A 14,740-nucleotide genomic window follows, 5' to 3' on the forward strand; every position below is an offset into this window, starting at 1 on the left:
ATATTTTGAGAGGATCTAATGACTACCAAACGTATCACGTACTTAATACTGACACTCCTTATTTTTGGAGCCACAGCTAACATAGGTTTTGCCGCCGATAGTGCAATCCGTTACCCAATTGCCGATTTTGAAACCGGTGTTGATCCACGTTGGAGCCAGTCTTCCCCTGCCCCTTTAGCAATCACTTCCCCTAGCTTTGCCTGGACACCAAATCAGCCTGATAACATTAATTACTGGGATGTTACCAGTGATCGTGATGATCAAAATGAATATGCCGATCAAATTCTTAATACCACATCTTTAGATCTCAGCCGTTATGATCGCATAACCCTTACGTTCTATACAAATATTTATAATGGAAGCCAAGTTACTTCTGAAAAAGGAAAAATTCAAGTTATTATCCATGATACAAGCTATGGGGATGTTGTTATAGGCACATTGGTCAATGGGACCGCACAACATGATATACATCGGATGAGTCTTAGTGGGTTACCAGCTGCTGCCAAAGATCAAATTGATCAGATCCGTTTTCGGATTTATGAAGACTATTTTGGTGCAGTGGCTGCAAATGGCCAAACCCAACCGAGCACCCGTATGCAACGAACTCATCTCTATACGATCGGTGCAGAAATAGGCTCAAATGTTCCGCATATGACCCTTGCTGATTTTGAGAAGGGCGTAGATCCACGTGGCGTTCTCTATGCTAATGGCTTAACGACCCAAGGCCCACATTATGCATGGGCTCCAGCACAAACCGATAATATCAATTTTTGGGATGTCATTAGCGATAATGATGGACAAAATGACTTTGCTGATTATCACCTAGTCCTTGTCCCACAGAATTGGCAACCATATACTCAATTACGAATAAAATTCTATACAACTTGTACAACTAGTTGTGATGGAAAAATAACGCCGATTATTCATGATACTGATGGTGGATACACCATTCTTGGAACATTTAGTGCCAGCCAACGTGATGCCCAAAATTGGATTACGATTCCGCTGACTGGTGTGGCAAATCGCGATCAAATCGATGATTTGACACTTCGGGTGCATGAAAGTTATTTTGGTGGTACGAACATTAATGGGGCTTATCAGCGAACTCATGTTTACGATATCGAATTAGTCAACACTGGAATTTATTCACATCTTTCTATTTCGGGCGATCAATCAGAATCTAATGCATTTAGTCGTCCTTCCAATTATGATTATGCTCCTTCTATTATGAAGGATGGGAATATTTATAAAATGTGGTGGTGCACTAGCGAAGTTACAGTAGTTCCTGGTGATACCGATACAGTTTGGGATGTTATTCGTTATGCAGAATCAACCGATGGAACGAATTGGACGATTAATTCCAATATTGTTTTACAAGTTATGATTAATTCCCCAGAAACAAATGGTGCTAAGAAAGGGCATGCATGTGATCCTTCCGTTGTTAAGGTCAATGGAACCTATTACATGTACTATGATGCTGCAGGCCCAACCCAAGAACAATGTGATAAAACAGCGATTCAAAATCTTTGTCCTGCGGGATATATTCAGTATAATCAGATTTATTTGGCAACATCAACTAATGGGGTCAATTGGACAAAGCGAGTTAATCCTACCACCGGAAAACCACAACCTGTTATTGCAAATACCTATTCGCCCCCAACACTCTATGGTATAGGACAGCCAACCGCATTGTATTTAAATGGCCGCTTTTACTTATATTATACCGATAGCGCTAATTGGATGTCTACTCGGCTCAAAATCTCACATAATGGGATATTTGATGATAGTGATGTAGGCTATCAGGTGTATTCCGATATGGATCTTGTGCCAACCTATCATAAAGACTACGGAACTTTTATTGCAATGAGCGCTCATGATTTAAAGGTAACACCAGAAACCCAAAATAAAAATCCACTCTATGTTCTTCAATCGCGTAACGGAGTTCGCTGGACAAACGATTATCAGACACCATCTGAGATGATTAATGTAAACCCTAACCAAGGAACAAATGTTATTCATAACCCAGGAATATTAACCGATCCACATGGATTAGCATCGGGAAACACATTACAGGTATATTATGGGGGTGGACCTGATCTTCTTCCTGCTTGGGAGATCATGCGTACCAATGTAAATTTAACACCTTCACCCTAATTAATCCTCAAAGATGTTCAATCCTCACCGTTTATTCGGTGGGGATTATTTTTTAGTCAGTAATATTTAAAAATTTATTGCTCATCATTGCCTTGATCGCTGAAATTAGGCAGATCGCGACGCGGTTTATGCTCATCGAGCGCTTCCCACACATTCGAGATACGGCGGCGACGTTCGCTGCGGGCTTGTTGCTGCTCATCGCCTGGGGTGCTTTGCAGGGCATCCCAAATTGGGCGACGCAGGCTGCTGGTGTGTTTGGGGCGTAAATTGACTTTATAACGACGTGGCTCACCCTCGAGAATCAAGACATGCTGCTGTTCAATCAATTGGGCGATCGCCTGCTCCATTTCGGCAATACTCAATTGCTCAGCATCGGGCAAATCGGCCAATGCCTCAACTAGTTTGGCTTCATCAACCTCGCGCTGGCGCAAAATCGCCCGAATTATGGTGCGTTCGGCCAACGATAAATGCTCAAAATCTAAGGAACTAAGACCGCCACTTGGTTCGGCTGAACTATCCATAAACCAACTCCACAGCTAGAATTGTGCCTTGAGCAACTTAATCGGGGTGCTGAGAAATGCCCGAACATAGCGTTGAGTGGTGACGAGGGCTTCAAAATGGGGCCAATGCCCCGCGTTGGGAATAATTCGCAAATCGGCATCGGGCAATTCAGCGACCACGCTGCTGGCATCGCGCAAGGGCACTGTATTATCTTCCATGCCCCATAAATAGAGCGAAGGATGGCTAATCTTGTGCAATTGGCCACGCAAATCGTTTTCGCGCATGGCGCGATAGCATTCAGCCCGAATTTGGCCTTGGCCTGGCCGCCGCACATCGGCCTTGATGCGTTCATGGGCTTCGCTGCTAATGGCGCTGCGCTCAGCATACGAAGCTGGTTTCATCACGCGATCAGTAATTCGCCAGATGCGGGTTTCAATCAGCGAAGTCACTCGATCGGCAAAAGGCACGCGCTCCAACACCACCAACGGCCCTAGAAACATATTGATAAACATCGATAAACGCCCGCTGATCGTTGGGCAAATCAACACCATGCGCTCGATTAGCTCAGGATGACGCAAACTCATGGTCAAGCTAATCATTCCGCCCATCGAATGACCAATCAACACCGCTGGTTGATCGGTGACTTGGCGCAAAAGGTCGGCCAACAGATCTGTGTAGGCTACAATGCTCACCGGATTATCACCCTTAGGCGATTGGCCGTAGCCTGGCAAATCGACCGCCAAACAGCGATAGCGTGACAAAATTGGAAACAACGGCGACATGGCGAACCATGAGCTTGACCAGCCATGAATTAACAAGGCCACTGGTTTATCGCTTGCTCCCTCTTCCCACACATGAATCGGTTGATCGTTGACGGTATAGATTGGCATAGCTGGAGCCTCCGCTGGTGGTTAGCTGGTTTGGTCAGGCGGGCGGCGATCACGGCGTTGGCGAGCTTCACGGGCTTTTTCTTGCAAATTACGAAAGAATTCGCTATCAACAATTTCATCAACTTGCTGTTTGCGTTTGCCTTCATCAACAATAATTTGCAATTCGGCCACTTGCTGGCGCAATTTATGTTCGCGTTCGCGCACTTTATCAACCATCATGGCAAAAACGCTGGCAAGCGTGGCAACTTCATCGCGCAAACGGCTGCTGCTTTCGGGTACTTCTGAGCTATAGTCGCCATTACTAATTTGCTTGGCTACGGCGGTCAAGCCAATAATTGGCTTGGTCAGGCGATGGGCAATCAGATAAATAGCAATAGCCAAGAGCACCGTCACAATCAAAAAGCCGGGAATCAAGGTTTGGCTGATGCGATTGCGCACGGCGGTAACTTCGGCCACACACATATCGACCCCAACTGCGCCAACCGTTTCGCCTTTGGCATTGAAAATTGGTGCGGCTCCAGCAATCCACTGACCCCATTGATCAGTTGATGGATTAGGATCGATGCTTGGTTCGCGCAAACCACGGGCCATAGCTGACGAAAAGCCACCAGCTGCCGTAAAATTTGCGTTCATCAAAGGGCGGGTATCACGGTTAATCGTACAGCCATAGGCCGATTCAGTCAGCAGCTCTTGTTCACGCGGAGTAGCCGATTGACCTGGGGGAATTGCTGCGCTCACCACAAATCGTGCTTGCTCTGGCTCATTGGGCAGCTGAACGAAGGTATAAATGCCTGAAGCCTTGGGATTGGTAGTTTTGACCTCGCGCAAGTAGGCATTGATTTTAAGATAAGTTGGATCATCAATTTGGCCTTGGGTATACAAGGCGCTATGTTCATCGCCATCAATTCCAGCGGCAGCCGTTTTGGCAATCGCCATCAGATCGGCTTCGAGGTCAGTTTGGGCATTATCGGTGGCATAATTCAAAAACCAGACAAACACCCCAGTTAAAACAATTAAAAACAGCAGGGTAAAAATGGCCAACAAACGCCAACGCAGGCTCAAAAAACGGCTTTTGGGTGCTACGGCTGTCATAGGTGCTATTCCTTACCGCAACGACGCGAGGGCGTGCTGCACAAAAGGATTGTCGGATTCCAAATAGTAAACATCATGGTAAATCGCTTCAACTATCGTTCGTATGGTTGCAACATTTAACATGCTAGGTTGGCTTGGGTAAAACACCAAGTGCATTGGTTGCGGCGCAATTGTTAGTTGCCGCGCCGCCTGATCATCGCTATTTTTGATCACTGGCGGCTCAATATACTCAACTGGTAGCAGCACTGCCCCATTATTCAGATGAAAGCGCAAACGAGCCTCGCGTTCTTGGCGTTCAAGCTCATGCTGAGCATCCTCAACCCTCGTCACTTCGGCACTATACCCCAAAACCGCCTCATTGCCACTATACAAGGCATCGAGTGCCAATTGTTGATGGGTAGCCTGCACCAGCCAACGCCCAATGCCCGTGCCACGTGCCCGTTGATCGATGCCAATAAATGCCCCGTGACCAAAATTGCGGCGATACAGATAGCTGAACATGCGTACCCCGACTGGCTTGCCGTGCTGCTCAATCAACCACAAATGGTCGAGAGTGGCGGGGTGGCTGCGCGAAAATGGCTCAGCATACATCGCCAAAAATGGCTCATAATGGGCCAAATGTGGAAAAATCGTGGCAAATAGCTCTTGTACCAGCCCAATTTCGTTGGCTTCGGCCCCCAAAATTGCCCGCAATTGCATGCCCTTGGGAGCATCACGATTGGCGAGTGGCGGAATCATCGGCCAGCGCACACTATCTTGCAACTTATTCCACAATGGTTCTAATTCACCAAACTGAGCTAATCGCGCCTCAGAACTCGATGCCATCGAGAACGCTCCTTCGTCGAGAGCGCGACAGTCGCCAGTTCAGCAGACTTTTATCGTACACATGGCGGATACGCCAAGCGGCCCAAAGGCCGACAGCAGTTGCCACTGCTGCAAAGCCAAGATAAATTAGCGTACTAACCGAAGCCGCCAGCTCCCCCAGCCAGCTTGGCAACAACAGCACACTAATCACCCCACACCCAACGATTGTCGCGAATGAATAACAATAGCTATCAAGAAAAACGCTTACGCGCCCGCGCCGCTCGTCGGGAACAATACTCTGAACTGATTTGCGTAATGGTTCATCCCAGCCGCTTTGGGCTAAACGTGCCCCAAATCGACCAATTAACCCGCCGATCAGTGGCTGAACCAGTGCCCCCAGAATACAAAGCAGTAAGACGATAGGTAGGGCGATAAAACCTTGTTTCGGGCTGGTTTTGCTGAGCAAGCGCCCAGCTAACAGCCATTGAAATGCCAAAAGGGTGACCACAAAGGCCAATTTGTAAAAACCATAGACTTGTTGAAAGCGTAACGGATCGGCTGCTGCAATTTGATCAATGCTGCGCAAAAAGTGAAATTCGACCACCGTCAAAGCCAAGCCTGTGGTGAATAATACCAGCGCCAACAAACTAAACAGCGGCACATGGCGAATCACATCGGCTCCAACTTTAAAGGTCTCGCGAATCGATTCCCGTTCAGTTTTGCTTTGCCGCGCCCGAACTGGGTGTTTATGAAACATTAACCAAACTTGGCCAATGCCCAAAAAGCATAAAACCGCACACAAACCCAGCACCAAACTGGTATTTTGCTGATCACTGCCAACCAACCAGGTGGCGATCAGCGCCGCCAAGCCGTTGCCCAGTAGGCTGCCGATGGTCGCGCCAGCTCCTAGCAAGGGAAATAAGCGTTTAGCCTCGGAAGTCGCATAAATATCGTTGGCTAAGGCCCAAAACGCCAACGGGAAAATTGCATATTGCTGTTCGTTCAAAATCGACAAGGCTGGATAGATCAGCCAAGCGGGTGCTTTGAACCAAAATAGGCCTAAAATCGCCAGATAACATGCCCCAAAGCCGGCCAATAGCCGTTGAATTAATTTGATCCGCTCGGTGCGATCAACGATTAAGGCATAGCTGCCAGCAGCGACAATCGTTAGCAGCATGCCGACTGGCCAGAGCCACAGCAATTGTTCGGTGCCAAGGCTGCTGATAAAGCCCGCCATTGCTACTACATCGGCAAGCTCAAGCACCAAGGTATTGAGCGCTAACAAGCCCATGAGCGTTAGCACCAAACGCCATTCGTTCGGACGTAACTTTAAGCCTTGTTCCAGCCGTTTCAACATGCAGCCAGCATCCTTTGCGCAAATACAACAATGTCCAAGTTCGATTAAGCGGTCAAGGTTGCAGCCACATTCGTTAAGAGTAGGGAAATCGGATGGTCGGGATGTTCTACCACAAAGATATTCGATGAGGTTCGTTCAAGCAACAAGCTTGCTTGATTGTAATCGGCCAACAATTCATCGTAGGGCAAGGCTGCCAAGACTGGACGTTGATAAATTTGCTCGATTTTTTGCTGGACTTCGCGCAAATTATAATGCTCAGGAATTTGATTGACAATCAATACCATTTCGTTGATGCCAAGTTGCTCGGAAATATCGATCACCACGCCTGTACCTTGGAGATCTTGCTCGCGCAACTGCAACACCAACACCTGAATATCCGAGAAGGCGATCGATGGCAGCGCGGCGAATTGCACGCCTGGCTGCGTATCGATCAGCAGCGCATCGAGCCGGAGAGTATTGATCAACAACTCAAAACTATCGCTGAGCAAGCTAATATCATAATCGATCGTGCTGTTGCGGGTAGCAAATGGCACTAAATAAAGCTGCCCCTTGAGCGGATGGCGAACGGTTGGATTGAGATTGACGGCGGTTGATTCGATGCCACATTTGCCCCACAGAAAATCATTCAGGCTATGGGTGATTGCGCCCTCGGGCAAACCAAACAGCCACTGGATTGAGGGCGAGTGGACATCGCTATCAATAATTGCCACCCGTTGGCCGGCGGCTGCCAAAATGGTTGCAATATTGGCAGTTAATTGTGATTTACCGGTGCCTGGGCGAAACGAATGGATGGAAACAATCTTCGGCATGGGTGCCTCGCCCTCATTCCACAAATTACACTAACCGATTGGCGACTCCACGCAGCGATTGGCTTAATGGATGGTCGGGGTATTGCAAGACGAAAATGCCAGCACTGGCCAGCGTCATCATCTCATCGGAATGAGGCAGAACCGCCGCAACTTCGCTGTTGTAGGTTTTTTCGACGCGGGCCTTGACTTCGGCAAAATTGAATGAGGTTGGTACTTTGTTCACCAACAAAAACAGCTGCGGCACATCCAACTTATGGGCAACATCGACCGTAACCCCAGTTCCTTGATAATCTTGCGAATCGGGGCGCAAAATAATAATCAACGAATCGGAGATCGCAATCGAGAGCAAGGTTTCTTCATTCAAGCCCGGGTGGGTATCGATCAACAATACATCGAGGTTAAGTTCTTCGACCAAGCGATGAAACCCATCGTTGAGCAAACCCACATCGTAGCCTTCGCGCAGTACGCGGGCAATTTCGCCAGCCTTGATGCTCGAAGGGATGAGGAAAATGCGACCTGAGCTCAAGCCTTTGACGGTTGAACTGACATCATAGGCCGCTTGTTTGATTTCGCATTTGCCCCATAGATAATCGTTGAGCGAATATTTCATGTCATCTTCATTCATGCCGAATAGGACGTGAATGCCAGGCGACATAATATCGGTATCAATTACGCCAACTCGGCGACCAGTTGCGGCGATTAAGCTGGCAAGGTTAGCGGTCGTATTCGATTTACCCGTGCCACCCCGAAACGAGTGGATTGAAATTATCTTTGACATGCAGGTGCTCCTGTAAAAATGGCAAGTGCTGGTGTACACGGAGGGTAACGTGGTTCATCATAGCGCATCATAGCCCAATAATCAACGCGCTTAATACCTACCCATATAGTATGCAATACCATTAAATAAATAGCTTCAAGATATTAAGTTTTGTAAGATTCTCAACAAGGGTGCTGATTTAGCTTGATTCTTTCAATCGCATATTAAAGACGTTGAGCATGGGGTTAGCATGATGAATTGTCACGAGGATTAGAATATTAAAGAGGATTGGGTGGTCTATGGTGTAATCAAGCCGAGTGGGTTGATTGCTCAAAACAACTACCCAGCAAGCGCACGGCATGAGTCAATACTTCTTCGGAGTAGCGGGCGAAACATAGTCGAATAGCATTATGCGTTGGATTGGCTTGATTAAGATAAAAGGCTTGGCCGGGGAAAATTACTATACCACGTTGCAAGGCGCGTTGAAATAACCGCATCACAGGCTGATCGGCTGGCAAACTCAGCCAACTATAAAAACCACCATCAGCGATCGTCGCCTGAACTTCGGCAGGTAAATAGCGTTGAATGGCCTCAAGCAGGGCATCGCGGCGTTGTTTGTAGATATCCGTAACCCAAGCTAATTGTTCGTGGTATTCGCCAGCATGCAGATATTCGGCCAACATTTGTTGGCTAAACGATTCGTTGCTGCCGCTCGTAATCGTTTTTAAACTGACAAGTTGCTGCTGAAGCAGGCCATTAGCAACGATAAATCCAATTCGTAGGCCTGGCATCAACGATTTAGAATATGAGCCAATGTAAATCACATTCGGATCAAAAGCCCGTAAGGCTGGCTGACTTGGGCCAGTTAAGCCTAAATCGCTATAGGTTGCATCCTCGATAATTGGGATGGCCTGCTGATTGGCCCAGTTTAATAATTGATAGCGTTGGTCGCTGGCCCAGCGCATACCAGTGGGGTTATGATAATCGGGCACAACTAAAATAAAACGTGGATGGCTTGAGCCTGTGTGCAAAGCTGCATTTAAACTTGCCCAATCTGGCCCATTATGGCTGACTGCAAAGCCATTGAGCCGAATGCCCGCTTGTTGTAAATTGAGCAAGGTCGTATGAAACGAGGGTTCTTCGATCAAACCGCTATCGCCTGCCACAGCTAATGCTTGAGTTACCAAATTAATCGCTTCGTTCGCTCCGTTAGTGATAATCAATTGTTCAGCACTGGTTTGAATGCCATGACGTGCTAAATCATTGGCAATCGCTTGACGTAATGGGTAAAAGCCCTGTGGATGGGTGTAATTCCAAGCAGTTTGGGGGTTGCGGCGGGCAATCCGTTGTTGTAACTGGGCAAAGCGCTGGCTTGGAAACATATCTGGGGCTGGTACGCCTAAGGCCAGCGAAATCATGCCCTCAGCATGGTTTAATCGCCACAATTCAGCAATCAGCTGATCGTTGGCTAGCGTTGGGGTAATTAATGCTTGGGGTTGGGGTGCTTGCAGAGTTTGATCAAACAAGCCTGAGCAAATATAACTGCCGCTGCCGTGCAGGGTCTGAATGATGCCGCGTGCCCGTAGTTCATCAAAAGCGGTTACTATCGTTGAGCGATGTAGATTCAGGTGCTCGGCCAATTGACGAGACGATGGCAGTCGTTGCTCGGCCTGCAACTGGCCAGCCCGCGCCAATGCCGTAATATGATCGGCTATTTGCAAATACAATGGGCGAGTCAAGTTGGGGTTGAGTGGAATTGCGAGCATGCAAAATCCTTTTTTGATCCACAAAGAGCACGAAGTTTTATTTTAGCCACGAATTGCACGAATGACACGAAACATTGTATAGCTACAGATTGATAGCAATATTTGTTCTCTATTGGTCAATGCGCTCTAATCCCTGATCCCTGACTCCTCGCCCCTCACCTTCTCTACGTCAAAATCTGATCTCCAGTCCCCAACTCCTATGTTCTTTGCTCTATGTTCTATGTTCTCTTGCAACCCATTCTATTGCCTGCCAAGCTAGCTCAACATCGGCGGCTGTGGTGCGCCAATTTGAGAAGGCCGCGCGAATCGCTGGTTGCCCAGCATAGACGGTTGCGGTCATAAACACCGCTCCGGTAGCCCGCACTGCATCAAGATAAGCCTGAATTGTAGTGCTATCAGGATTGCCCACCAAACTGAAACAAACGACGTTCATTCGCACAGGCGCGACCAAGCGAAACAGCGGCGAATCGCTGATATAGCTAGCCAGTAGTTGGGCCAAATCGCAATCGCGTTCAACCATTTCTTGGTAGCCAGCCGAACCATAAGCCATAAGCGTAAACCATGCTGGCAGTGCTCGCCAACGACGTGAATTTTCGGGCGTGCGATGAAAAAAGCCTGGATTTTCGCCAATTGGGCTGAGATAGGCCGCGCTATTATGAAACACTTCAACTTGCAAGGCGCTATGGCGAGTGAATTGCATGGCTGAATCATACGGCACATTGAGCCATTTGTGAGCATCGATCGTCAGTGAATCGGCATGCTCAAGCCCACGCACCAAGTGAGCAAAACGCGGCGAACAGGCGGCAAAGCCCCCAAAGGCCGCATCAACATGCAACCAGAAATTGAATTCCTGCTTGAGTTCCGCGATTGCCATAAGATCGTCAAAATCGACACTATTGACCGTGCCTGCATTAGCAACAACGATCGCTGGTTGATTGGCTGGCAAGGCTTGGAGTGCTTGGCGCAATGCTGTGATATCAACCGCCTCGCGTTCAGACTGCAAGGTGATTGTTTGTAGCTGTTGGCGACCCATGCCCAACATTGACATGGCCTTATAAATGCTTGAGTGGGGTGCGCCGCTCAATACAGGAATTGGCGCAAGCCCCGATAATCCCATACGGGCAACATCGTGGTTGAGTTGCTGGGCTGCCCATTGCCGCCCAATCGCCAAGCCCACAAAATTGGCCATGGTTGCCCCAGAAACGAATGCGCCGCTAAAACTCGTGGGCAAGCCAAATAATTCGCGCAACATGCTGATGGCTTCATTTTCAACCCGAATCGCGGCGGTTTCGGTTGTGCCACTCGGATTTTGATCGAAGGCACTGACCAGCCAATCGCCCGCTAGCGCTGCTGGAGTCGCGCCGCCAGTCACGAAGCCCCAATAGCGTGGGCCAGTGCTACCAGTTAATGTATCGCTGTAGCGAGCCAAAAAATGCTCAAGCGTTTGTTCGGCTCCTAAACCATTGGTTGGTAATTGATCAGGCTGATCGATTTGCGATGCAACCCCAACCGGACGTTGTGGTAAATCGTGCAGAAATTGTTTGGCGGTGGCAAGGGTCTGCGCTAAAATGTGGTCGATTTGGGCGGCATCGTGAGCTAAAACTGGATGCATTGGGCTACCTCAATTAATTCAGAACTAGCTTGAGCATAACAAACACAAGTGGCTTGGTTAAGCACCACTTTTGAGCATTTAACCAAACCACTTTTGATCCACAAAGGGGTCAGGGACTAGGGATCAGGGGTCAGGAAATTTCATCTAGGTTGAATTTAATCCACGAAGGACACGAAGAATTATTTTAGCCACAGATTAGCCACAGATTATGATGATTATTTTGCTGTTCCCCAAACCTTGTACCAGCTTTGAATCCTAACTCCTCACATGCTCTGCGCCTCTGCGTCAAAATTTAATCCCTAGTCTCCTGACCCCTAGCCCCTGAAACCTGACCCCTAACTTCTATGTTCTTTGCTCTATGTTCTATATTCTCTAGCCCCTGAAACCTGACCCCTAGCCCCTGCTTGACAATCGTGCTGAGGTTTTGTATAGTGTTCATCGAAGCGTTTCGACTATGCGTTTCGACTACACGCTTCGATAAACTAAGCTAAACGCCACAAGCGAGAACGGGGGGCATTGTGCCAACGATGGTCGATGTCGCGAAACGAGCCGGGGTTGCGCTCAGCACCGTCTCATATGCACTCAATGGAACGAGGCCGATCTCTGAAGAAACCCGCCAGCGGATCTATGCCGCAATGGAAGAGCTGGGTTACAAGCCCCATGCCTTAGCTCGCGGTTTGGCCAGCAAGCGCAGCAAAATTATTGCCCTGCTTTTCCCCACGCCTGAACGCGGCTTAGGCTTAACTGAGCTTGAGTTCGTGACCAGTGCGGCGGAAGCGGCCCGCAATAAAGGCTACCACTTGGTTTTATGGTCGTTGCCCACCGATTCCAGCGAGCTACGCCAACTCTTGCAACAAGGCCTTGTCGATGGCGTGTTGGTGATGGAAGTCCACCTCAATGATCCACGGATTGAATTACTGCGTGAACTTGAATTTCCCTTCAGCATGATTGGACGTTGTGCCGAAAGCAATGGCATGAGCTATGTTGATATCGATTTTGATCGCACGACCCAACTCGCCGTAAATTGCCTCGCTGAGCTTGGCCACAGCCAAATTGGCTTTATCAATCATTCGCAAGAAGCGTTTGAGGCTGGTTACGGCCCGACCGTGCGGGTGGCGCAACGCTTCAATGAGGCGATTGCTGCCGCTCAATTACAGGGTGTGAGCAGCTTTTGCCACGATTCAGTTGCCGCAGGCTACGAAACCTTCAACCAACTGTTAACCGATCATCCTGATTTGAGTGGCTTGATTGTGATGAATGAACGGGCGATTCCAGGCATTATTCAAGCTGTCAGTGAACGTGGCTGGTCAATTCCTGACGATATTTCACTGATTTCGCTGGTTTCTTCGGCACGGGTTGCCGAAATGACCTTACCAACCTTGACGACTTTAGAGCCACCAATCGCCGAGCTTGGGGCGTTAGGGGTCGATTTACTCATCCAACAACTCGAAGCCCAAGATCGCGAGTTGCCTCAAGCACTCTTGCCATGTCAATTAGTTGTGCGCGGTAGTACCGGTCAAGCGCGGCGCACAGAACGATAGTTCACCACCGCTCACTCGTCGGCTGAAATTAACAATGACTATGGTAACGCTCCCAAGGAGGACACAGATGTCCACATCGAAGTCAACGTTCCGACTCTCTTTTATCTTAGTGTTGGTTTTGCTCACCAGCATCTTGGCGGCTTGCGGCTCTGAGACCGCTACCACTGCGCCAAGCGGCAGCACCACCAGCAATGAGCCACGCACAATTAAACTTTGGCACTACGAAGGTGCTAACAGCGCCATGGGCATCGCTTGGGCTGAGTCAATCAAACAATTTCAAGCATCACACCCTGGTGTAACGATTCAGTTTGAAGAAAAAGGCTTTGAGCAAATTCGCCAAACCGCTGGCATGGTGCTCAACTCTGATGAAACCCCCGATATTTTGGAATACAACAAAGGTAATGCAACTGCTGGCTTGCTTTCCACCCAAGGCTTGCTGACCGATCTTTCTGAGGTGGCGACCCAACGCGGTTGGGATAAATTGCTCAGCTCCAGTTTGCAAACCACCGCCCGCTACGATGAAAAAGGCGTGATGGGCGCTGGCAAATGGTTTGGCGTGCCCAACTATGCCGAATATGTCATGGTTTATTACAACAAAGATATGTTCGCCAAGGCCAACTTGCAAGTGCCAACCACTTTGGCCGAATTTGAAGCCGTCATGGATGCCTTTGTGCAACAAGGGGTCACGCCGCTCTCGGTCGGCGCTGCTGAATATCCCGCCCAACAGATTTTCTATGAATTGGTGCTCAGCCAAGCTGATCGCGAATTTGTTAATGCCTTCCAACTCTATCAAGGTGATGTCGATTTCCGTGGCCCCGAGTTTACCTATGGCGCAGAAAAAATGGCCGAGTGGGTCAGCAAAGGCTATATCAGCAAAGATGCAACGGGCATCAAAGCCGAAGATATGGGCGTGGCCTTCACCAATGGCACATTCCCAATCATGATTTCGGGCAGCTGGTGGTATGGTCGCTTTACCGACGAAATTAAGGGTTTTGAATGGGGCACGTTCTTGTTCCCTGGTAACAAATTGCACCCCGGCTCAAGCGGCAACATCTGGGCCGTGCCAACCAATGCCAAAAACAAAGATCTGGTCTACGATTTCATCGATATCACGATGAGCCAAGATATTCAGACCTTGTTGGGTAACTCTGGTGGCGTGCCAGTCAACGCCGACGTGAGCAAAATCACCAACGAAAAGAACAAAGAGTTGATTCAAAACTTCGATGCAATCTCCAAGGCCGATGGCTTAGCCTTCTACCCCGACTGGCCAGCCCCAGGTTTCTACGATGTCTTGGTTGCCAATGTTCAAGAGTTGATCGATGGCACCAAAACACCCAGCGAAATGCTCGATGCAATCGCTATTCCATATCAAGAAAATCGGGCAACCTTAGGTAAGTAGGGTTTAGAGGCCAGCTGTCAGGAGTCAGGGGTCAGGACAGTAATCCTCAGTCTGCTCC

The 14,740-nt window shown here is 48.6% G+C and carries 12 protein-coding genes; 3 read left to right on the forward strand and 9 right to left on the reverse strand.

Annotated features, from left to right (window positions below; all coding sequences use genetic code 11):
- Window positions 1-18: 18 nt before the first annotated feature.
- Window positions 19-2,154, forward strand: a complete 2,136-nt coding sequence (locus ABEB26_RS12800) for a glycoside hydrolase family protein (RefSeq protein ID WP_345722407.1) — start codon at window positions 19-21, stop codon at window positions 2,152-2,154.
- 74 nt (window positions 2,155-2,228) lie between these two features.
- On the opposite strand, the gene ABEB26_RS12805 is transcribed toward ABEB26_RS12800, so the two are convergent.
- From ABEB26_RS12805 to ABEB26_RS12845, 9 genes are all read right to left on the reverse strand, one after another.
- A complete protein-coding gene (locus ABEB26_RS12805; RefSeq protein WP_345722408.1) occupies window positions 2,229-2,675 on the reverse strand; it encodes a hypothetical protein in 447 nt (148 codons plus the stop codon).
- A 15-nt stretch (window positions 2,676-2,690) separates the two neighbouring features.
- A complete protein-coding gene (locus ABEB26_RS12810) occupies window positions 2,691-3,545 on the reverse strand; it encodes an alpha/beta fold hydrolase (RefSeq protein WP_345722409.1) in 855 nt (284 codons plus the stop codon).
- A gap of 21 nt (window positions 3,546-3,566) precedes the next feature.
- Complete coding sequence (locus ABEB26_RS12815) at window positions 3,567-4,637, reverse strand: HAMP domain-containing protein (RefSeq protein WP_345722410.1); 1,071 nt, start codon at window positions 4,635-4,637, stop codon at window positions 3,567-3,569.
- A gap of 12 nt (window positions 4,638-4,649) precedes the next feature.
- Entirely contained in the window at window positions 4,650-5,462 is an 813-nt protein-coding gene (locus tag ABEB26_RS12820) for a GNAT family N-acetyltransferase (protein WP_345722411.1), read from the reverse strand.
- Entirely contained in the window at window positions 5,446-6,798 is a 1,353-nt protein-coding gene (locus ABEB26_RS12825; protein WP_345722412.1) for an MFS transporter, read from the reverse strand. Before ABEB26_RS12825 ends, ABEB26_RS12820 begins: the two co-directional genes overlap by 17 nt.
- Before the next feature lie 44 nt (window positions 6,799-6,842).
- The gene (locus ABEB26_RS12830) at window positions 6,843-7,607 is read right to left on the reverse strand and encodes a MinD/ParA family ATP-binding protein (RefSeq protein WP_345722413.1); all 765 of its coding nucleotides are present in this window, start codon (window positions 7,605-7,607) and stop codon (window positions 6,843-6,845) included.
- Between the two features lie 25 nt (window positions 7,608-7,632).
- Window positions 7,633-8,385: a MinD/ParA family ATP-binding protein gene (locus tag ABEB26_RS12835; RefSeq protein ID WP_345722414.1), complete on the reverse strand. Its 753-nt coding sequence runs from the start codon at window positions 8,383-8,385 to the stop codon at window positions 7,633-7,635.
- Between the two features lie 287 nt (window positions 8,386-8,672).
- Window positions 8,673-10,130, reverse strand: a complete 1,458-nt coding sequence (gene pdxR / locus ABEB26_RS12840) for a MocR-like pyridoxine biosynthesis transcription factor PdxR (RefSeq protein WP_345722415.1) — start codon at window positions 10,128-10,130, stop codon at window positions 8,673-8,675.
- A gap of 211 nt (window positions 10,131-10,341) precedes the next feature.
- Complete coding sequence (locus ABEB26_RS12845; RefSeq protein ID WP_345722416.1) at window positions 10,342-11,742, reverse strand: pyridoxal phosphate-dependent decarboxylase family protein; 1,401 nt, start codon at window positions 11,740-11,742, stop codon at window positions 10,342-10,344.
- A gap of 527 nt (window positions 11,743-12,269) precedes the next feature.
- Between ABEB26_RS12845 and ABEB26_RS12850 the strand changes: the two genes are divergently transcribed.
- Together ABEB26_RS12850 and ABEB26_RS12855 are read left to right on the forward strand one after the other, a co-directional pair.
- Window positions 12,270-13,283, forward strand: a complete 1,014-nt coding sequence (locus tag ABEB26_RS12850) for a LacI family DNA-binding transcriptional regulator (protein WP_345722503.1) — start codon at window positions 12,270-12,272, stop codon at window positions 13,281-13,283.
- A gap of 67 nt (window positions 13,284-13,350) precedes the next feature.
- Window positions 13,351-14,682 carry an extracellular solute-binding protein gene (locus tag ABEB26_RS12855; RefSeq protein ID WP_345722417.1) on the forward strand — a complete coding sequence of 444 codons (1,332 nt, stop codon included), beginning with the start codon at window positions 13,351-13,353 and terminating at the stop codon, window positions 14,680-14,682.
- Window positions 14,683-14,740: the final 58 nt, after the last annotated feature.

Source organism: Herpetosiphon gulosus, assembly GCF_039545135.1.
In the GTDB taxonomy this organism is placed as follows: Bacteria; Chloroflexota; Chloroflexia; order Chloroflexales; family Herpetosiphonaceae; genus Herpetosiphon; species Herpetosiphon gulosus.